This is a genomic window from Qipengyuania sp., assembly GCF_042095715.1.
Taxonomy (GTDB): Bacteria; Pseudomonadota; Alphaproteobacteria; order Sphingomonadales; family Sphingomonadaceae; genus Qipengyuania.
In genome coordinates, this window is record NZ_JBELMO010000026.1 from 13769 (window position 1) to 35530 (window position 21762).

At 63.4% G+C, this 21762-nt stretch carries 14 protein-coding genes and 1 riboswitch; of the genes, 12 read left to right on the forward strand and 2 right to left on the reverse strand.

Annotation, left to right across the window (positions count from 1 at the left end):
• The first annotated feature begins 77 nt into the window (after positions 1 to 77).
• From ACFDTG_RS08120 to ACFDTG_RS08175, 12 genes are all read left to right on the forward strand, one after another.
• Positions 78 to 398 carry a DUF2218 domain-containing protein gene (locus tag ACFDTG_RS08120; protein ID WP_375290526.1) on the forward strand — a complete coding sequence of 107 codons (321 nt, stop codon included), beginning with the start codon at positions 78 to 80 and terminating at the stop codon, positions 396 to 398.
• Positions 399 to 464: 66 nt separating this feature from the next.
• Positions 465 to 557: riboswitch (glycine riboswitch) on the forward strand.
• A gap of 157 nt (positions 558 to 714) precedes the next feature.
• Positions 715 to 1908 carry a glycine cleavage system aminomethyltransferase GcvT gene (gene gcvT / locus ACFDTG_RS08125; RefSeq protein WP_375290527.1) on the forward strand — a complete coding sequence of 398 codons (1194 nt, stop codon included), beginning with the start codon at positions 715 to 717 and terminating at the stop codon, positions 1906 to 1908.
• 3 nt (positions 1909 to 1911) lie between these two features.
• Positions 1912 to 2283 carry a glycine cleavage system protein GcvH gene (gene gcvH, locus ACFDTG_RS08130; RefSeq protein WP_375290528.1) on the forward strand — a complete coding sequence of 124 codons (372 nt, stop codon included), beginning with the start codon at positions 1912 to 1914 and terminating at the stop codon, positions 2281 to 2283.
• A gap of 9 nt (positions 2284 to 2292) precedes the next feature.
• Entirely contained in the window at positions 2293 to 3660 is a 1368-nt protein-coding gene (gcvPA, locus tag ACFDTG_RS08135; RefSeq protein ID WP_375290529.1) for an aminomethyl-transferring glycine dehydrogenase subunit GcvPA, read from the forward strand.
• Positions 3657 to 5330 carry an aminomethyl-transferring glycine dehydrogenase subunit GcvPB gene (gene gcvPB / locus ACFDTG_RS08140; protein ID WP_375290530.1) on the forward strand — a complete coding sequence of 558 codons (1674 nt, stop codon included), beginning with the start codon at positions 3657 to 3659 and terminating at the stop codon, positions 5328 to 5330. The genes gcvPA and gcvPB overlap by 4 nt, the downstream gene beginning before the upstream one ends.
• Before the next feature lie 73 nt (positions 5331 to 5403).
• A complete protein-coding gene (locus tag ACFDTG_RS08145) occupies positions 5404 to 7446 on the forward strand; it encodes a CHASE2 domain-containing protein (RefSeq protein WP_375290531.1) in 2043 nt (680 codons plus the stop codon).
• Positions 7433 to 8161 (forward strand): hypothetical protein, encoded by a 729-nt coding sequence (locus tag ACFDTG_RS08150; RefSeq protein WP_375290532.1) that lies wholly within the window; start codon positions 7433 to 7435, stop codon positions 8159 to 8161. The genes ACFDTG_RS08145 and ACFDTG_RS08150 overlap by 14 nt, the downstream gene beginning before the upstream one ends.
• A gap of 138 nt (positions 8162 to 8299) precedes the next feature.
• A complete protein-coding gene (locus ACFDTG_RS08155; protein WP_375290533.1) occupies positions 8300 to 9640 on the forward strand; it encodes a multiheme c-type cytochrome in 1341 nt (446 codons plus the stop codon).
• Between the two features lie 29 nt (positions 9641 to 9669).
• Positions 9670 to 11604, forward strand: coding sequence for a heme-binding protein (locus ACFDTG_RS08160; RefSeq protein ID WP_375290534.1), 1935 nt, complete (start codon positions 9670 to 9672; stop codon positions 11602 to 11604).
• A complete protein-coding gene (locus ACFDTG_RS08165; RefSeq protein WP_375290535.1) occupies positions 11604 to 13442 on the forward strand; it encodes a hypothetical protein in 1839 nt (612 codons plus the stop codon). The genes ACFDTG_RS08160 and ACFDTG_RS08165 overlap by 1 nt, the downstream gene beginning before the upstream one ends.
• Complete coding sequence (locus ACFDTG_RS08170) at positions 13442 to 17605, forward strand: hypothetical protein (protein ID WP_375290536.1); 4164 nt, start codon at positions 13442 to 13444, stop codon at positions 17603 to 17605. The genes ACFDTG_RS08165 and ACFDTG_RS08170 overlap by 1 nt, the downstream gene beginning before the upstream one ends.
• 269 nt (positions 17606 to 17874) lie before the next feature.
• The gene (locus tag ACFDTG_RS08175) at positions 17875 to 19341 is read left to right on the forward strand and encodes a S41 family peptidase (RefSeq protein WP_375290537.1); all 1467 of its coding nucleotides are present in this window, start codon (positions 17875 to 17877) and stop codon (positions 19339 to 19341) included.
• A gap of 45 nt (positions 19342 to 19386) precedes the next feature.
• Here ACFDTG_RS08175 and ACFDTG_RS08180 read toward each other — a convergent pair whose 3' ends face one another.
• Both ACFDTG_RS08180 and ACFDTG_RS08185 read right to left on the reverse strand, forming a co-directional pair.
• Entirely contained in the window at positions 19387 to 20238 is an 852-nt protein-coding gene (locus ACFDTG_RS08180; RefSeq protein WP_375290538.1) for a phosphodiesterase, read from the reverse strand.
• A gap of 24 nt (positions 20239 to 20262) precedes the next feature.
• On the reverse strand, positions 20263 to 21762 hold a 1500-nt coding region (locus tag ACFDTG_RS08185; protein ID WP_375290539.1), incomplete at its 5' end, for a cytochrome c3 family protein.

Below are 21762 nucleotides of genomic sequence, written 5' to 3' on the forward strand. Positions count from 1 at the left end.
CACGAACCGCTATTGGACTTGAAATCCGTCCACAAATAACGATGATAGCTGTTGCAAATGATTTGCAGGAGCAGAAGATGAGATTTCAAAGCGAAGCGCGCGTCGCGACGGGGCAGGGCAAGCGCTATGCCGCGCAACTCGGCAAACATTGGGCGCATAATCTGGCCGTCGTGGAAAACGGCGATGCAAGGCGGATCGTCTTTCCGCGCGACGCGCGGGGTGCGGACTGGCCGGGTGATGGAATCGTGGATCTGATGCCGGGAGCCGGTAGCCTCGATTGTCGGATCGTCGCCAGTGCCGAGGGCCAGCTCGAGGCGCTGAAGGGCGCGGTAGAGCGTCATGTCGACCGCTTCGCGTTTCGCGAGGGCGCCCTCGATTATCATTGGCATGATGGCTGATTGTCGATTGACGACGGCTCGCTAATCGCGCACCGCTACGCCGTTCCCTACGGAAGTGATTCCGTGGACGGACGAGCGGGAGAGCCCGGCGGGAAATCGCTGGCGCCGAAGGAGCAACCGCCCCGGAAACTCTCAGGCAATCGGGACCGCTCGGCCGGATGAACACTCTGGAAAGCGCCTCTGCCTGTTTAGGGTGGAGGCCACCGAAGGGGTAAGCGCGAGCGGATCTTGCGCCAGTCTCTCAGGTTTCCCGACAGAGGGGGCATGGGTTCAAGTCGCTCCACTTCGGGGCGCGCCCTGCTGCCGGGAAAGAGCTTTGAGCGAAGATAGCGAAATCGAGACCGAAACCGAGACGCAGACGCTGCCGCTCGACGGCTGGCACCGCGCGAAGGGTGCGCGCATGGTACCTTTTGCCGGGTACTGGATGCCGATCCAATACGGCAAGGAAGCGGGTGGCGGGATTGTCGCCGAACATCAGTGGACCCGCGAGCAGGCCGGACTGTTCGATGTCAGCCACATGGGGCAACTCATGGTGACGGGGGAAGGTGCCGCAGACGCCCTCGAGGCCTTGGTTCCCGGCGCGATCGCAAGCTTGAAACCGGGCCGGGTTCGCTACACGCTTCTGCTCAACGAGGATGGCGGCATACTGGATGATCTGATGGTCACCAACGCCACCCCATGGGTGGAGCCAGATGTTCATGCCGGAACCGAAGGGCATTGGGGCGATCCGGCCTATTATCTCGTGGTCAATGGCGCGACGAAGTGGGACGACATCGCTCACCTTCGCGAGCATCTTCCCGACGAGGTCACGTTGACGCACATGGAAGACCAGGCGCTTCTGGCCCTCCAGGGGCCGCATGCCGCCGATGCTTTGAACCGGGTCATGCGCGGAGTTCCGGAAAATCTCGTCTTCATGCAGTCGGTCGAGTACTCCTTTGGCGAGTGGCCCCTTCGCATCACGCGCTCGGGCTACACCGGTGAGGACGGCTTCGAGATTTCCGTCCCGGCGGAGTTCGCGCAGTCCCTGGCCGACCGGCTCTGCGCCGAGATCGAGGTCCGGCCCGCAGGCTTGGGCGCGCGCGATTCGCTACGTCTGGAGGCGGGACTGCCCCTCTATGGCCACGATATGGGCACCGATGTAGACCCGGTGACCGCCGATCTGACCTTTGCGCTCACCAAGAAACGTCGCGAAGCCGGGGGTTGGAAAGGTCACGAGAAGATTGCGACACTGCTTACGCAAGGCGCGCCCGAACAGCGCGTAGGCCTTGTGATCGAGGGCCGCCTTCCGGCGCGCGAAGGCGCGAAGGTTTTCCAGGGCGAAACGCCCGTCGGCCGCGTGACCAGCGGTGGTTTTTCGCCGACCCTGGGGCATCCGATCGCCATGGCTATCGTCGCGCGTGACTCCGCTTCCGAAGCAACCGAACTTACAGTCGAGGTTCGCAACAAGCACTTGCCTGCTCGGGTCGCTCCACTGCCTTTCGTCCCCCACCGCTATCATCGAGGGAATTGACCAATGCCGCGTTATTACACCGACGAACATGAATGGATCGACGTGGATGGCGACGTCGCGACCGTGGGAATTACCGATTACGCACAGGAGCAACTCGGCGATATCGTGTTCGTCGAGTTGCCTGAAAGCGGCAGCGAGATATCCAAGGGCAAGGACGCCGCCGTCGTGGAGAGCGTGAAAGCCGCGAGCGATGTATACGCCCCTATCAGTGGAGAAGTAACCGAAGCCAATCCCGCGCTCGAGGACGATCCGGCGCTGGTAAACAGCTCGCCCGAAGACGAAGGCTGGTTCTTCAAGCTGACCATTGCCGACAAGGCCGAGCTCGAAGGCCTAATGGACGCCAAGGCCTACAAGAGTTTCTGCGATTCTCTCTAGGGAACAACCATGCGCTATCTTCCCCTGACCGATACCGATCGCATGGCGATGCTGGAAAAGATCGGTGCCGCCGACATCGACATGCTATTCGCCGATGTTCCCGAGGATGCGCGCCTGTCGGGCCCGATCCCCGGGCTACCCGCCCACGCCAGCGAAATGGCGGTGGAGCGGCACATGCGCGCGCTAAGCCAGAAGAACCTGTCGGCCGGCGACGCCCCGTTCTTCTGCGGTGCGGGCGCTTACCGCCACCATATTCCCGCCAGCGTCGATCACATCATCCAGCGGGGCGAGTTCCTGACCGCCTACACGCCCTACCAGCCCGAGATCGCCCAGGGCACGCTGCAGATGCTGTTCGAGTTCCAGAGCCAGGTCGCACGGCTTTATGGCTGCGCGGTCGCCAATGCCTCGATGTACGACGGTTCGACCGCATGTTGGGAAGCGATCGCGATGGCGGGGCGGATCGCGCGCGGCAAGCGCCGCAAGGTCGTGCTCTCGGGGGCGCTGCATCCGCATTACGCCGAGGTCGTGCGGACCATGGCCAAGTTTACCGAAGACGAGATCGCCGATGCACTGCCGACCTTGCAGGGATCGCCCGATCTCGATGGGCTGATCGGACGGATCGACGAGGATACTTCATGCGTCGTGGTCCAGTATCCCGATATTCTCGGACGTCTGTCCGACCTTGAAAGGGTCTGCGAAGCGGCGCATGCCAAGGGCGCGCTGGTGATCGCGGTGAACCTCGAACCGGTGGCTCTGGGTGCTGTGAAATCGCCCGGAGAGATGGGTGCGGATATCGTGGTGGGAGAAGGGCAGGCGCTCGGCGTCGGGCTCCAGTTCGGCGGGCCGTATCTCGGCCTGTTCGCGGTGCGCGATCCAAAGCATGTCCGCATGATGCCGGGCCGTCTGTGCGGTGAGACCACCGATGCGGAGGGCAAGCGCGGCTTCGTTCTGACGCTTTCGACGCGCGAGCAGCATATCCGGCGCGAGAAGGCGACGAGCAACATCTGCACCAACAGCGGATTGTGTGCGCTCGCCTTCAATGTGCACATGAGCCTGCTGGGCGAGAAGGGTCTGCGCCAGCTGGCCGCGGAGAACCACCGGCTCGCATGTCTGGCGGCGGACAAACTGGCGCAGGTGCCCGGCGTCACCGTGCTGAACGACAATTTCTTCAACGAATTCACGCTGATGATTGGGCAGGATGCGCGCCAAGTGGTGCGCAATCTCGCCGATCGGGGTATTCTGGCGGGCGTATCGCTGGGGCGGCTGTATCCGGGCAACGACGCGCTGGCCGAAGGGCTCCTCGTCACGCTCACCGAGACCACCAGCGAGGACGATATCGACGCCCTTTGCGCTGCCCTCAAGGAGGTGCTGGCATGAATGCGCCCGCCAAGACTCCGAACAAATCTGGGTGGAAGCCCAGCGCGCCGCTCGCCGGCAACGCCGAAAGTCCCACCTTTACTGGCAATCGCGCGCTGATGCTGGAAGAACCGCTGATCTTCGAGATCGGCCATATCGAGACCACCGGTGTCGATTTCGACTTCGCGGCCAAGCTTGACCTTGCAGGCGTGGAGCAGCCCCGCTCGCCCACACCTGCGCCGAAATCGCGCCTCGGCGGGCTGGAGCGCACAGAAACGATCGGCCTGCCCGGCCTGTCCGAACCCGAAGCGGTGCGCCACTATACCCGGCTCAGCCGGCAGAACTACGCGATCGACCTGGGGCTGTTTCCGCTCGGCAGCTGCACGATGAAGCATAATCCACGGCTGAACGAGAAAATCGCGCGGATGCCTGGCTTTGCCGATGTGCACCCGTTGCAGCCGGTGGACACGGTGCGCGGCGCGCTGGAGGTCATCAACGAACTCGCCTTCTGGCTGGTCAAGCTGACGGGCATGCACTCGGTCGCGATGAGCCCCAAGGCGGGCGCGCATGGCGAGCTGTGCGGCATCCTTTGCATCCGCGCTGCCCTCGAAGCGCGGGGCGATCCGCGCAAGGTCGTGCTGGTGCCCGAAAGCGCGCACGGCACCAATCCGGCGACCGCCGCCTTCGCGGGCTACGAGGTAGAGGATATCCCCGCCACCGCCGAAGGCCGCGTCGATCTGGAGAAGCTGAAGGAACGCCTTGGGCCGGACGTTGCGGGCGTGATGATCACCAACCCCAACACCTGCGGCCTGTTCGAGCGCGACATGAAAGCGATCTCCGACGCTGTGCATGAGGCAGGCGGCTTCGTCTATTGCGACGGAGCGAACTTCAATGCGATCGTCGGTAAGGTACGCCCGGGCGACCTCGGCGTCGATGCGATGCACATCAACCTGCACAAGACATTCTCGACACCGCACGGCGGCGGCGGCCCTGGCAGCGGCCCCGTGGTGCTTTCCGAAGCGCTCGCCCCGTTCATGCCGCTGCCGTACACCGCCCGCACAGAGGATGGCGTGGTCCACCTCGTCGAGGAAGAAGACGCCGACGCGTTTGCGCAGGAGCATTTCGGTAAGCAGTTGCAGCACTTCGGACGGATGACCGCCTTCCACGGCCAGATGGGCATGTTCACGCGGGCGCTCGCCTATATCCTGAGCCACGGCGCCGACGGGCTGAAGCAGGTTGCCGAGGATGCCGTTCTCAATGCGAACTACATCCTGCGCGGTCTGGACGATATCCTGGATGCGCCGTTCGGTACGAGCGGCCCCTGCATGCATGAAGCCTTGTTCAGCGACAAGGGTTTCGCCGATGGCTTTACCACGCTCGATCTGGCGAAGGCGCTTATCGACGAGGGATTCCATCCCATGACCATGTATTTCCCGCTGGTCGTCCACGGTGCCATGTTGATCGAGCCGACCGAGACCGAGAGCAAGGCGGGGCTGGACCAGTTCATCGCGGCGGTTCGCAGCGTTGCGAAACGGGCGAAGGCAGGCGATGAAGCCTTGCGCGCGGCACCGTATTTCGCGCCCCGATCCCGTCTGGACGAGACGCAGGCGGCACGCAAACCGGTCCTCGCCTACGAAGGGTCCTGCGCCCCGTCAGGTGTCCCCCAGCCCAGTGAGCAAGGGGGACGCTGAACACGCGGGCTTGCGGCTCGCGTTTCCGCGCCTAGAAAGGTGACCTGCCGCGGGGGGCGGCCGGGGGTGGGGATTGAGCGAAGCCAGAAGAGAGAACCTGCTGCGCAAGGGCTGGCGCAGCGTCCGCGAGGCGGGCGCGCGCCGCCTTGTCCTTTCGGCGCTGTTGGTGCTTCTGGCGCTGATCGTTTCCTTTTTTAGCTGGGCGCTCCCGATCACCGGCAGCGCCGAGCGCGCGCTGTACGACATGCGCCTCTATTTCCAGGCAGAACGCAACGCGGTGGAGCAGGACCCGCGCGTCGTCATGGTGGTCTTCGATGACCAGACACTGATTGCCGCCAAGAAGCGCTCACCCCTGGACAGGGGCATACTGGCCGATGCGCTGCGCAATCTGGACAGCCTCAATCCGAAGGCCATCGGGATCGATATCCTCTTCGATCAGCCACAGGATGAAGACCGGGACCTTATCGATACGCTGCGTGCAATGGAAACGCCCGTGTCGGTGGGGTACGCCAATCTCGCCACGAACGAAGGCGATATCGTTTACGAGCAACAGCTCTTTCTCGAAGAGTTCATGTCGCAACTTGCCGGAAGCCGTGCCCATCCGGGAAGCGTGCGACTTGACGACAACTACGGGGTGACACGTCGTTTCCCCTCCTTTGTCGAAGGCCTCCCCCCGGTGCTGGGACGGGCCATGCTGATCGCGAGCGGAGAAGAGGCACAAGCTTTTCCCGGCTACACGGGTGCGATCCGATACCGCCTCAACAGGTTCAAGGGCGAAGGCGTCGTCAACAAGTTGCAGATCGACAACTTCCTGAGCGACGGCGTTTTCGCCATCCCCGAAGTACGCGAGATGCTGCGCCAGCAGATCGCGGGACGATATGTTCTGATCGGCGGCGATATCGTCGATTACGACCGAGTGCCCACGCCCCTTTCCGAAGTGATGGATGCGGCTGCGCCCCCGGGTCTCCAGATCCATGCGGAAATGCTTCAGCAGATGCTGGATGGGGCCGAACTGCGCGCGCCTTCTCAATTGCTGCTGTGGACGTTCACTTATCTCATCATCATGATGGGGGTGCTGACCGGGCTTCTGGAGTCCCGGAGCTGGCGCATCTATCTGCTCGTCGCCCTGCAATTTGTGTTCATACTGGGCATCCCGGTCGTCATGACTTTTCTGGAGGTGGATACGCTTGGCGTCCCCGCCTTCGGATGGGTTCTTGGCTGGGTGATCGCTTTCGTCGCGGTCACCAGCGCGGCTCGCGCGGCGGGCGCCGCACAGCGCAATTTCGCACAAGGCGCGCTCGGCAAATATTTGCCCCGCGAAATGGCCGAAGAGATCATAGAGCATCCGGAACTGCTTGCCCTGCATGGGGAGAAGAAAGACCTCTTCGTTCTGTTCTCCGATCTGGAGGGCTTCACCAAGATGAGCCACGCGATCCCCCCGGAAATGGTGGCGAAGCTGCTCAACCGCTACCTGGATATGCTAAGCCGCGTCGTACTCGACCATGGCGGGGTGATCGACAAGTTCGTGGGCGACGCGGTCGTAGCTTTCTGGGGTGCGCCGCTGGCGCGCGCCGATGACGGGATGCGCGCAGCTCGCGCTGGCTATGCATTGTGGCAGGCGGGTGAAGCATTCCGCGATGAGGTCGCGAAGATGGACCCCGATCTGCCGAAGATCGGCAAAACCCGCGTCGGGCTTCATTGGGGTGAGGCGGTTGTGGGGAATTTCGGCGGGCAGAGGCGCATCCAGTACACCGCGCTCGGAGATAGTATGAATACAGCCGCCCGGCTCGAAGCGGCCAACAAGGCCTTGGATAGCGCGATCATGGCAAGCCGCGAATTCGCGGATCGATCAGGCCTCGATTGGTGGCGCGCGATGGGATCGGTCCAGCTGCGCGGCCGGGCAAAACCGGTCGAACTGATGGAACCGGCCCCCGGCTTCCCGGACGAGGATCGCGACAGGCTTGCCCGAGCGGCACGCTTCGTCGAAAACGATATCGCAGCGGCGATCGCGTTGGTCGCGGATGTCGCGTCGCGCTATCCGGATGACAGTGCCCTTGCCAATCTGCTAAAGCGAACGAGGAATCTCGAAGAGGGAGGTTTTTATGCGTTGGGGTAAAGGGATGGCGGGCGGAATGCTCGCCGGCGTCGCGCTCATGCTGGCCGGCGCCGCTCAGGCTGGCGTCGTGGTGAAGGCGAGCGGACCGTCTGCTTCGCAATATCCGGTGGGCAAGAAGCTGGACGACAGCGCTACGATCACCCTGCAAAAGGGTGACAGCGTGACGGTTCTGACTTCGAAGGGGACCAAAGTCATCAGCGGGCCGGGGCGCTTTACCGTGGGTGTTCGCGGGGAATCGACCCGGTCGACCTTTGTCATCCTTACCCGCCAGAACGCCAGCGCCAGAGTTCGTACCGGAGCGGTTCGCAGCGGGGTGAACGCAGCAGCGCCGCAAAATCCGAATTTGTGGAATGTGGATGTGACCAAGCCGGGCAAGATGTGCCTGGCCGATTCCTCTGTCGTCACATTCTGGCGTCCCGATACCGATGTCGCGAGGACATATGTGCTGCGCAGCGGCAAGTCCGACTATCTCGTGCAGATCGAATTTCCGGCAGACGAGGCCCAGGCCGTGCTTGGACCGGACAAGCTGCCGCTGCGCGTCAACAGCAGCTATCGCTTGAGCAGCGAGGAGGGCAGTGCCCCGCAGCCGATCGAATTCGTGGTGCTGGACAACGTGCCGGATGCGCCAGATGAGCTTGCTGCGGAATTGGCGGACAAGGGCTGTTCGACGCAGCTGACGATGCTGTCGGATCGATTGATGACGAGCGGTGAATGACCCGCTAGCGTGAATTTGCCCGGGCGCTTCGGGCATGGGGCCGGGCCACTGATGGGGATCAGTGGGCCGTGGGAGCAGAGTTGGGGGAACATGCGCCATCAACGGACGCAAGCGAGGCAAAGCGATGGGGCCGGTGCGATGCCAGCCCTGCGTCGCTTGCTTTTCGTGGTGCTCGTTTGCCTCGGGACATTGCAGGTGCCCGGTCATGCGGCGGGCCGGTACATGGGCGTCGCCAGTTGCGCTGGTTCCACCTGTCATGGACGGGCCGAGGGCAACGGCGCGGTCGTACGTCAGGACGAAATCGCCAGCTGGCAGGATCCGTCCTCTCCCACCGGGGCGCACAGTAGAGCGCTTGCCGTACTTTCCGGGGCTCGTGGTCGTGCGATTGCGGGCGCTCTGGGGCTGGGCGATCCTACCGCAGCACCTGCGTGCCTGGGATGCCACGCCACCTATGTCCCCAATGACGACCGAGGCCGCAGATTTCTTACCAATGATGGCGTCGGATGCGAAAGCTGCCACGGCCCTGCCGAAAACTGGCTGGCGGTGCACTACACCAGATCTGCGACACATGCATCCAATGTCGCTGCCGGTCTCACTCCCCTGGAGCGACCGCAGGTGCGGGCCAGTGTTTGTCTGGATTGCCATTGGGGAAGTGCGAAAGGCAATCAGTTCGTCACCCACTCGATGATGGCCGCTGGCCATCCGCGCGTTTCCTTCGAGCTCGATCTCTTCAGCGCGTTGCAACGCCATCACGATGAAGATGCCGACTATGTACGCCGCAAGGGCCGGAGCGACAGCGTGAAGATGTGGGCGGTGGGCCAGGCCGAGGCGGTACGCCGCCAGACGGACGTTTTCGCCCGTCCCGATTATGCCTCGCGCGGGCTGTTTCCGGAGTTCTATTTTTTCGATTGCCATAGCTGCCACCGCCAGATCACGGATGGCCCGAAGGCTCGCCGCACCTTCGAAACAAACCCCGGACGCCCGATCCGGTTCGGCAATCCGCCTTTCAATGACGAGAACATGATTCTGCTTTCCGCCGTGGCACGCACCTTTGCCCCGGGGGAGGCAGCGGGGCTGGATCAGGCCAGCCGCGCGTTTCACACTGCCTTTGCCGATGGGCGGACGGCGGTTCAGAAAGCTTCCGTCCAGATGCGCGATCGCGCTGCGGCGCTCTCGAATGCGCTGGCTGCCAGGTCCTATTCTTCAGACGACGCCTTCCAGGTAATCGCCACCGTGGCCGGGGAAGCGACAAGGACCCGCTTCACGGATTATGCCGGGTCGGTCCAGGCGGTGATGGCAGTCGATACGTTGCTCAATGCGCTCGTCCGCGATGGCCGAGTGACCGTAGGCGCTGCCGCGGGCATTCGTTCGAGCATCAACCGCGCCTATGCCGCGGTCGAAGAGCCGAACGGCTATCGTCCGGCGGAATTCCGCTCTGCTCTGGCGCAAGCGACCCGAGCCATCGAAGCGCTTCGCTGACGATGCGGCGGGGGGGTGCCATCGCCTGTATGGTCGCCGCCGGCGGCTTGGCGCTATCGGGCTGCGGCGGCGGAGGCTCTTCCGCAGGCGACGGGCTTGGTGGCGGCAGTCCGCCCACACCCTCCCCGGCCCCTTCGGGCGGTGTCTTTACCCGCCCCGCCGCCGAATCCTTGTCGGTCGCCGACGTGCAGAAGGTGCTGGGTCAGGCCGTGGGCGAAGCGCGCGCACGAAATTTGCCGGTCACGATCTCGGTTACCGACCGGGTTGGCAATGTCCTGGCGGTTTTTGCCATGAATGGGGCGCGGGCGGGGACCACCATAAGCCGCCGTCGTATCGGCGGTATTGCACCGCGCGGCGATGAAGAAGGGCTGCAAGGGGCAGAGGTTCCCGCCGCCGCCGCCGCCATAGCGAAGGCCATAACCGGGGCGTATCTTTCGAGTGGCGGCAATGCGTTCTCCAGCCGCACCGCCAGCCAGATCGTCCAAGAACATTTTCCGCCGGCGCCCAGCACCGCCGGGCTGGAGAGCGGACCTTTGTTCGGGGTGCAATTCAGCCAGCTCCCCTGTTCGGACCTGTCTGCTAGGGCCAGCGATGGCCTGATCGGGCCCAAGCGATCTCCTTTGGGCCTTTCCGCAGATCCCGGAGGGTTGCCGCTTTACAAAAACGGCGTGGTCGTCGGCGGGATCGGCGTGGAAGGAGACGGAAGCTACGCGTTCGATCCGAACACGCTCGACCGCGACGTGAATGCGGAGGAGGCCATCGCACTCGCCGGGACCCAAGGGTTTACGCCACCTACGGAGATCCTGGCCGAACGCATCACGGTTGACGGCACGAGCTTGCGCTATTCCGACATGGTTGCAGGGGATCTGGCGCCGCTCTCCGGCATGCTGGACCCATCCAGCGGCAATCTGGTCCCCGTGACCAGCTATGGTGGTGGGACCATCGTGGCGGGCGCGACCTATGGAACGGAAGCATCGGGTATCCGGCCCAGCAGTGCTGCCGAGTTCGCCAATCCGGATGCCTATGTTCTGACTGACGGTTCCGGCAATCCGCGCTATCCGATCCGCGCCGGGACGGACGCCGCCAGCAATCCCTCCCCGCTCACCGCCAGCGAAGTTCGCGCGCTCATGGAAGCGGCCTTTGCCGTGCTCAGCAGGGCACGGGCGCAGATCCGCCGCCCGCTCGACAGCCGGATGCAGGCGACGATCAGCGTGGTCGATACCGACGGAGCGATCCTGGGCATAGTCCGATCGCCCGATGGCCCGATTTTCGGCACCGATGTCAGCCTGCAGAAAGCTCGCACCGCGGCATTCTTTTCCAGTACCGACGCGGGCGCGCAGCTCTCCGCAACGCCGGGGGTTTCCCGCTACGTTCAGAGAGTTCGCGATTTTCTGGCCGATCCCGGCGCGCTGACCGGCTCGTTCGCCTTCGCGGATCGATCCGGGGGGAACCTCTCCCGCCCGTATTTTCCCGATGGCGAAGTGAGTTCGGTTGCCGGCCCCTTTTCGGTCGATGACCCGCAGGATTTCAGCCCATTCGCGGTCGGGCTTCAGCTCGATCTGGTAACGCCCAACCTCCTTCAGCATCTCGGCCATGTCGTTAGCGGCGGCGCACAACCCGACACACCGCGCGCCTGCACGCAATTACCGGCAGCCCCAGGGGGCAGGCCGCGGATCGCCAATGGCATCCAGATCTTCCCGGGGTCGGTCCCGGTTTATCGCGGCAACAGATTGGTGGGCGGCATCGGCGTTTCGGGGGATGGCATCGACCAGGATGACATGGTCAGCTTCCTCGGGACGCACAACGCAGGGGTCACCGGGACTTTCGGAAATGCGCCGCCGGCCATTCGCGCGGACAGGATCGTAGTGACGACACGCGGCCGTCAGGTGAGGCTGCGATACGTCAATTGCCCCTTCGCGCCATTCCTGGACGATCCCGCGCAAAACGTGTGCCAGGGCTTGTGATGCTCACAGCGCTCGCCCTCCCCCTTGTTGCTCAGGCCATCGTGCAGGATCCTCCCCCGGAGGATACGATCACGCCAAGGGTGCAGGCGGAACGGCCCGAGCCGCCACCAGTGGACAACGAGATAATCGATGGACGACGCCGTCCCGACAACACGGACGATCTTCGCGATCCAGTGGACCAGAACAATCTTGGCGCGGTTCGCGCACCGCCGCCCGAAGCCTTCCCGCTGGACCAGATTCCCGTTCCCGACCGGTGGCGATTGATCGAGAGCCTTGGCCTGGTCACGGAAAGATGGAGCGACCCCTACCACCAGAACACCTACAAGGGCGATCGGCCCATCGATCGTGCGAAGGTGCCCTGGCTTCCGATCAAGGGGGACGACTGGTTCTTCGTGGTGAACGCCATCAGCGATACCGTGGTCGAACCGCGCACCTTTCCCGTTCCAGTCGGCGTTCAGACAACCGAGCGGCCCGGATCGCTCGATGTGTTCGGGCGGCCTTTCAGCCTGGTGGCGGCGCAAACATTCATCGGCGGCGTGGCTCTCATCAAGGGCTACACCGCGTACAAGCCGCCTGCCGTCGAATATCGGCTTACGCTGGCGGCGAATGTCAATCACGTGGAGGTGCCTGAACGGCGGGTGCTCTACGTGGAACCCTCTCTGGGCACGAACCGGACGGATTTCTTCGTGGGCGTGCAGGAAGCCTTCGTGGACTATCACTTCCGCGATGTGTCGGATCGATACGATTTCGACAGCGTGCGCATCGGTATCCAGCCATTTCAGGCCGATTTTCGCGGCTTCCTGTTCAACGACAACCAGTTGGGCGTGCGCTTCTTCGGAACCCGCGACAACAACCGGTTCCAATACAACTTCGGCGCATTCGTGCGACTGGAGAAGGATACCAACAGCGGCCTCAACTCCGTGGTGGAGAGCCCGCGGGACGATCTGGTGCTGTTTGCCAACGTCTATCGCCAGGATTTCCTGATCCCCGCGCTGACCAGCCAAGTGACCGTGGTCTACAACATGAACCGCGAGCGCCGGAACATCAAGATAGACGACAATGGCTTTCCCGTGAGGCCGGCGCTTCTGGGGACGCTGCGCGGACGCGAATACGATGTCGTCTACGTCGGCTACAACGCGGATGGCCATATCGACCGGCTCAATCTGACTGCCAGCATTTACGGTGCCTTCGGCAGCGACCGGAACAGCTTCTTTACCGACCGCAAGGCCGATGTCCGCGCCTATTTTGCCGCGGCGGAGGCGAGCTATGACAAGGATTGGGCCCGCTTCCGGCTATCGGCTGCCTATGGAAGCGGGGATTCCGATCCATACAACAATGTCGAGGCAGGTTTCGACGCCATATTCGAGAATCCCGTTTTCGCCGGTGCGGACACATCTTACTGGATCCGGCAGACCATCCCATTCGCAGGTGGCGGCCGCGTTATTTCGTTATCGGGTCGCAACGGAATCCTGAACTCCCTGCGGAGCTCCAAGGAACAGGGCCAGTCGAACTTCAACAATCCGGGCCTCATTCTGGTGGGCGCGGGAGGAGATTTCGATCTGACCCCGGAATTTCGCCTGTCGGCCAATGCAAATCATCTGTGGTTTGCCGATACGACCACGCTCCAGGTCCTGCGCAACGAGGGCAGCATTCCGCGGGATATCGGATGGGACCTTTCGATGGCGGCGATCTGGCGACCCAAGGCGACGCAGAATATCGTTGCCCGGCTCTCCGCAGCGGCACTTCTTCCGGGAGCTGGCTTCCAGGATCTCTTCACCGATAGATCACGCTCCGACGCATATGTATCCATCCTGGCCAATGTGATCGTGACTTACTGATGCGCGCTTTCAATCGCCTCCTCCTTGCCATCGCAGTGCTTCTCTTCGCCGGGGCCACCTTCGTCGCGCAACCAATGGCGGCGGAGAAGGAGAAGCCGGTAAAGCGCGATTACAGCCGCGTAACGGCGCCCCCCGCCCCGCGCGGCCAGACGATCGAGGCGATGCTGGGCAAGTCGGAAGGGTGCAATAGCTGTCACGTCCAGACCGATGCGCCCACCATGCACGTTTCCGAAGCAGTGCGGCTCGGCTGCACGGATTGCCACGGCGGCGATGCCAGCGTGCGGGGCGACAGCAGCCTGGACCACGATGATCCTCTCTACGTCGCGGCGCGCGACCGGGCGCATGTGTTGCCGAAATATCCGGAAAGCTGGCATTTCCCGAGCTCTGCCAATCCCAAGCAGTCCTATGCCCTGCTCAACAAGGAAGATCCGGTCTTCATCCGGTTCAACAACCCTTCGGATTATCGCGTCGCCCGCGAGGCTTGCGGCGCCTGCCACATGGACATGATCGAGGCCAGCGAGCGCTCGCTTATGGCGACAGGTGCGATGCTATGGGGCGGCGCCGCTTATAACAACGGTATCCTGCCGTTCAAAAACTATCTGCTGGGCGAGGCTTACACCCGCGATGGCCTGCCGGCGAAGATCGAAAGCGCGGGCGTGCCGCCGGGCACGGTGACGGCGAAGCAGGCGGCACGCGGGGCGCTGGCCGAGCTGTACCCGCTGCCCAACTGGACCGTCATTCCGCCCGGGGACATCTTCCGGGTGTTCGAACGCGGCGGGCGCACCATCAACTCGCAATTTCCCGAGATCGGGCTCCCCAACCCCACGGGCCAGATCCAGCGGCTGGAAGAACCCGGCAGGCCCGATCTGAAGCAATCCAACCGCGGACCGGGGACCGGGCTTCGTGTCGCGATCCCCGTGCTCAACATGCACAAGACGCGCCTCAACGATCCTTTCACCTGGTTCATGGGCACCAACGATCAGCCGGGTGACTATCGTCATTCCGGCTGTGCATCCTGTCACGTGGTCTACGCCAACGACCGGGAGCCGCGCCATTCGCTTGTCTACGCCAAATATGGGCGTGACGGCCAGACCCAGTCGATCGATCCCACGATCAACCGCCTGATGGAGGGAGATCGCGCCCATGGAGATGGGCATGAGAGCGATCACGGCGCCGATCATTCAGGTGGTCACGGTACAGTCAAACAGCCCGGCGATGGCCACGAAAGCGGCGACAAGTGGCCCGCCAAGACCCCGGTGAAGGAGAAGGGGCACCCGGTGCGCCATGCCTTCACCCGCTCCATTCCCACCGCCCAGTGCATGAACTGCCACATGCACCAGCCGAACATCTTCCTGAACTCCTATCTCGGCTACACCATGTGGGATTATGAGTCAGATGCCCCGAGCATGTGGCCAAAAGAGCAGAAATATCCCACCGCCGCCGAGGTGCACGAGGTGCTGACCCGCAACCCCGAGGGTGCCGCGCCGCGAGGCAAATGGGCCGACCTCGATTTCCTGCGCAACGTCTACGATCTCAATCCCGATCTCAAGGACACGCAGTTCGCGGACTATCATGGCCACGGCTGGAACTTCCGCGCGATCCTGAAACGGGATCGCGAGGGCAATCTGCTGGACAAGGACCGCAATATCGTCAGCCCCGACGACCCGGAGAAATGGCGCAGGAAGGGTGAGGGCAAGTTCGTGCCCCCGGGCGTGAACCCGGGCAAGACGGTGCACCTCATGGATATCCACGCCGAAAAGGGCATGCAGTGTGCCGACTGCCACTTCGCCCAGGATAGCCACGGAAACGGGCTCATCTACGGCGAAGTCGCCAATGCGGTGGAGATCGGCTGCGTCGATTGCCACGGGACCGCAGACGATTATCCGACCCTGAGGACCAGCGGACCAGCAGCCCCACCCAAGGGCAACAACCTGGAACTGCTTCGCAACCCCGATGGCCAGCGCCGCTTCGAATGGATCGATCTGCCCAACGGGCGGCGTGAGTTGATCCAGCGTTCGCTGGTCGACCCGAGCCTGGAATGGAAGGTCGCGCTGGTGAAGAACAGCGTCGATCCTACCAGCCCCGGCTTCAATCCCAAATCGGCGCGCGCCAAGCTGATGAGCAAGGATGGTGGCGAGACCGGCAAGTTCGAGTTCGGCACCGGGATCAAGCCGGGAATGCGCGCGCACGAGGTCGGCAAGATGGCCTGCTTCACCTGTCATCTGTCCTGGACCACGAGCTGTGGTGGATGTCACCTTCCGATCGAGGCGAACTGGAAGACGAAGATGCACCGTTATGAAGGGGAAGAGACGCGCAACTTCGCGACCTACAATCCCCAGGTGGCGCGTGACGAGATGTACCAGCTGGGTATCCACCAGACGACAAAGGGCAACGAGGTCGCGCCGATCCGCTCGACCAGCGCGCTTGTGCTCAGCTCCACCAACATCAACCGCGAGCGAATCTACATTCAGCAGCCGCCCATTTCCTCTGCCGGCTATTCCAGCCAGGCTTTCGCACCGCATTTTCCGCACACGGTGCGCACCGAAGAGACCAAGACCTGCTCCGACTGCCATCTATCCGCGAAGGACGACAACAACGCCATCATGGCCCAGCTCCTGCTGTTGGGGACCAATTATGTGAACTTCGTCGGTCTCAACGCCTGGTCCGGGCTCGAGGGCGGATTCCAAGCCACGCGCGTCACCGAGTGGGACGAGCCGCAGGCAGTGCTTGGTAGCTATCTGCATCGCTATGCCTACCCCGACTATTGGCGCATGCATGTCGAAGGCAACGGGCGCGAACTGAAGAACTGGGACCGTGGCAAGACCTTCGACGACGATCTTTCCGGCGAAACTTACCCTTTCGAGCAGTTTCGTAATACGGTGGAAGCGACCAAGGACCGGGTCGGGTGCCTGCAACTGCGCGGCGAATACATGTTCGTGGCGGAGGGCAAGGGCGGCTTCCGCATCTACGACGTGGCCTCCATCGCCAACAAGGGCATCTCCGAGCGCATCCTGACCGCGCCGTTCAGTGCGCTGGGTCACGATACGCATGTCGCCACCAGCAACGCCACCTGCATGGCACTGGCCACCGATCAGCCGGTGCGTCCGGACCGCAATAGAGCCATGGCCGCAACGGGCGTGAAGGATGCCGATGGCAACCCGCTGATGAACGCTGACGGGACGCCGATGTCCCTGCTCCAGTTCAACCAGGAACAGGCGATGAAGCCCATCTACGATTACGCGGTCATCACCGATGCCGTCGAAGGGCTGGTTCTGGTGGACGTTACCACCATGGCCGATGGCGAGTTCCGCAACAACAAGCTGAAACGCGCGCCGTTCGGGGACGGACGGGACGCGTGGAATCCCGATGGGGTGCTGGACGGGGCGCGGCACATCACGCTGGCTGGCGACATCGCTTATATCGCCGCGAACAGTGGGCTGGTGGTCGTCGACCTTGCCGATCCGCTTCAGCCCCGGCTGGCGGCGGTTCGCGAGGTGGAGGACATGCGCGCGTCCGCGATCCAGTTCCGCTATCTCTGGGCGACCAGCGCCCAGGGGGTCGAGCTGTTCGACATCACCGACATGCGCAATCCCATGGCGCTGCCGCAGGCGACCGTTCCGCTGACCGATGCACGGCGCGTGACCATCGCGCGCACCTATGCCTATGTTGCCGCCGGGCGGGACGGGCTGGTCATCGTCGACGTCACCCGGCCGCTGACGCCCACCATCTACCGCAGGGAGACCTTCGACGGCCGGATGATTGACGCACAGGATGTGATCGTCGCCTCCACCAATGCCTCTGCCTTCGCCTATGTCGCCGATGGCGCGGGGGGGCTGAAGGTGATCCAGCTGACCAGCCCTTCGAGCCAGCCCAACTTCTACGGTTTCAGTCCCCGACCGATACCTGAACTGATTGCCTGGGCCAGCACGCCCACGCCCGCCATTTCCTTGTCACGGGGACTCTCGAGGGATCGCGCCGTGGACGAAACGGGCGGCCAGATGGCGGTGTTCGGCAGGCTCGGCTCCCGCCCCTTCGACCGCAGCGAGATGGAAAAGCTGTTCCTTACAGCCAAAGGCGTGCCGTGGAAGGTCAGCGACGAGCCCGACATGAGCGCGTGGGTCGGAGCCCGGGGCCCTGTGCGCGGTGCCTCGACTGGGCGTTAGTCGAGAAAAATGCGGTTTTCGGCAGAGATCCACTGGATCCGACGGTCCGCCGAAGTTTACACGTGGTTTACACCATGACGCAGTCCAGCAAGAAAATCCGCACCGTAGGCTAAGGCGGGAAACGCAATGGCCAGGGAGCTACGCAACATGGCATGCGGTCTCCTACATTGGAAGAAGATAATCCTGCTTTGTTCTGACCGCGTCATTCGCTCCCGAAATGCTATGCCGGAGAGGCGCGCGGGCAATAAAGCATGCACAAGGAAACTCGTATGGTAGGCAAGATCGCTTTGAGCGCGCTTGCGGTCGCGCTGATGGCGGCGAGCCCCGCCGCCGAACAGGACTGGGCTGCCGCTCTGCGGACCGATGCGCAGGCATTGCATGATCTTGTGGACGCCAACCATCCCGGCCCGGTCAACCCTCTCGATCCGGAATTCACGCAGCGTAATGACCAAGCACTGGCGCAGGCGCTTGCGCGGGCTGACCGCGTCCAGGGCTATCCTGGCTATCTCTGGGCGATGCGGGCCTACATCGCGTCGTTCGACGATGGCCACGTCATGATCCGTTCGACGGACGCGGCCCCCGATCTTCAGGTTGCGTGGCCGGGCTTTCTCACGGGTTACGATGACGATGGCCGCCAGATCGTGCGTACGGTTGCCGACGATGCGGCCCTACCGCTCGGAGCGGAACTGCGGGAATGCGACGGGACTTCGGTTGCGGAGCTCATGGAAAGAAATGTGGGTGATTTCCGGGGGCGGTGGGACCTTCATAGCCAGCGGATGATCCATGGCGGCCGCATGTTCATAGATGTCGGAAATCCGTTCATTAGTCGGCCACAGCAGTGCGTTTTCTCGATCGAGGGCTCACCCCGAACCGTAACCTTGCAATGGCGCGCGATATCGGACGAGGAGCTTGCCGAGCGCTTCGCAGCAACCGCTGCCCGCTACAGCCCCGACATCGGAACCCGGACTTTCCCCAGCGGAACGCGGTGGTATTCGCTGTCCGATTTCGACGGCGATCTTGGCAGCGATGCCGGGCAGGCCCTTGCGGCCCTGATCGGTGAGATGCGCGAGGATGCCGATCCCATCCGCTCGGCACCGCGTATCGTCCTCGATCTCAGAGGAAATGGCGGCGGCTCGTCCGACTGGTCGAAACAGATCGCGAGGATCATTTGGGGCGAAGAAAAGGTCGCATCTGCGTCGGGCGGATCGGACTATGTCGAATGGCGCGCCTCGCCCGCCAACATCGCGGCCATGGATGAATACCGTCGGGATTATGCCAGCGCGCCCGATGCACCCCGAGAGGTGGTCGACTGGCTTGAAGGTGCAGTGAAGGGGATGACAATTGCCCTGGCGGCGGACGAACCCTTGTGGCGTGAGCCATCTTCAGAAGAGCGGCCCGAAGTGCAGGGCGCGACCGACGGCGCCGGTTCCCCGCAAGGCCCGGTCTACATCCTTACCGATTGGGTCTGCGCGTCGGCGTGTCTCGATGCGGTCGACCTTTGGCGTTCGCTTGGCGCCATTCAAGTGGGGCAGGAAACGGGCGCCGATACGCTGTACATGGACGTGCGTGACGATCCTTTGCCCAGCGGGCTGGCGACGGTGGGCATGCCGATGAAGGTGTATCGCGGGCGACCGCGGGGGATTAACGAGCCATGGAAACCCGTGCACCCGTTTGAAGGCAGTATGCGCTCGACCGAAGATATCGAAGCCTGGATCGTCGAGCTGGGCGGCGGTTGAGCGCGACGCAATCGCGCGTTTCGCCCGTTGCGATTTCGGTGCGCCTCACCCGCGCTCGGCGAACATCTCGCGGATCATGGGCTTCAGGTGCTCGCCGTAGCTCGCCAGCACCTGCCAGTCGCTCACGGTCTCGTAATGAGTGACCAGATTGGTGCCGTCCCAGCGATGCAGGGCATAGATCGGGGGTTCGGTGGTGATGAGGTCGCGATTGTCGGCCTTGGTGGAGTCGATGGGGCGGAGGTCCATCGCCACCAGCGGCGCGACCGAGGGCGTCACATTCAGAGGGATGCCGCAGAAGCTGGACGCGAGCGGGCGGTGCAAATGGCCGCAATGGATCCCTTCGATGCGATGCTGGTGCCCCTCGATCGCATCCGCGAGATTCCGGATCCAGCTTTCGCTCATGACCGGGTCCATCCAGTCGATACCTGAGACCACCGGAGGGTGATGCATGAAGATGATTGCTGGCGTGCCCTCGCTCGCGTCCAGTTGCGCGCGCAGCCAGTCGCGGCGCCTTTCGCAAAACGCACCGCCGTGCCGGCCGGGCTCGTAACTATCGAGGCAGATGATCAGCAGCCCGTCACGCTCGAGGGTGTATTGCACGAAGCCGTCGTTGCTGGGGCACTGGGGGAAGGCGGAAAGCAGCTCGTCGCGGGTGTCGTGATTGCCCACCAGCGGCAGGATCGGACAGGGCACGTCTTCCAGCAAGCCGGCGATCTTGGCAAAACTATCCCGGTCCCCGTGATCGGTGAGATCGCCGCTGAGAACCAGCAGGTCCGGTTGGTTGGGCGCTTCAAGCAGCCGCGCGAGCGTGGCACGAAAACGCGTCCGGTTGAGTTCTTCCGGCCGCGCGTCCGGATCGAAGCCGATATGAATATCGGTCATCTGCGCTATCAGCATGTGGTCCCCACCCTCCTCGACATTCTATCCCCCTCGCCGGGAAATACCAGCGATTTGGCGCTTTGGGCTGCCTGGATGATCCGGCGGGGGCGTTCCGCTGGGTACGTGGTAGGAATGGCACATCACGCATCCGGAAGGCACCTTGGCCTCCTTGGCATCCTCGCCCAGATGGCAGGTGCGGCAGGTGGCGATCCCGGGAAGCAGCACGTCGCGCGCCGATCCGCTGGTGGACGCATCGTGGCAGGAGGCGCATTTCTCCTGCTTGTGATCCTCATGATCGAACTTGCCCCCCACCATGTAGCGGGACTGCAAATGCACCGGCATCACCGACGGGCCGCTAGGGGTGCTGGCCGGGTAATGGCATTCACCGCATACCCCCTCGGGTGAAAGGGCGCGCGCGATCGAGGTGTAATCGCGCACCGGCGGTCCGAAGTTGGGCATCGAAACCCCGCTCTCTCCCGCCCTCCTGCGCCCGCTCAGCATGGGACGGCGGGGCGCACGATCCATGGCGACGAGATCGGCGCGCATTTGAGCGACATCGCCGTGGCGCAGCGTCCGGAAGGTGTCGCCGACCTTGTCGTAAACGAGGCTGTGGCAGCTTTCGCAGTTCTCCTCCATCACGATAGGCTGGAAGCCGACTCCGTCGGGCGCGGGTACGTGGCAATCCCGGCATTCCAGCGGGGCGCCGTATTGCGAAAGGCTCAGCGCCATGCGGGCAACGCCGTTGGTGCGCGACAGATGGCCATCGTGGTCGAATTTCAGTCCGCTCGCCTCCTTGGGCTTGGTGGCTAAGCTCACTCGCTCCGTCTGGCTGCTGCCCAGCCTGGTGAAGACAAGTGCTTGGAATTGCGGATGGCTTCTCCCGAAATCGCCGGCGTTGCCCAGCTTGTTATCGGGCAGACGCGATTTGAGCGTGCCGTGGCAATCGGCGCAGAAGGCTTGTGAGGCTGGCTCCATAGCTCCGGCACCCTCGTGCTCGGTATGGCAGGTCGTGCAGGCTTCGGGTCCTTCCTTGCCGAAGGTTTCCGCCACTTTCCACCGGAACGCCGTGAAGCCCGACATCGGCGCGCGTGCCTTGGCCAGTCGTGGGTGCGCGGCATGGTCGGCGACATCGGTGTGGCATGAGAGGCAGGTGTCGTCGCGCACCGAAACGAAGGCTTCGACGTGACAAGCCTCGCAATTCTGTTCCAGCGCGTGATGCGCCTTCGACAGTGGGCCGGGGCTCCACGCGGCATCCATCGCCACGCCCTGGGGGCTGGTCGAACCGGGCTCGGCATCGGCGCGGTTAAGATGGCTCCAGATCGGCGCCGCGAGGAAGGCCAGGAGAACGACCAACAGCAGCCCCCACGCCATGACACGCTTGCCGGGCAGCACGCTCGACAAGGCGAAGTCACGCACGGCATCGCGGGCGCCTGCGCCTTTTTCCTCGCGGCTGACGGTGATCGCGATCTTGCCCTCGCTTGCCTCACCGTCGGCAGGCGCGAATTGCAGGCGGTAGGTTCCGAACACGAACTCGCCGCCCGA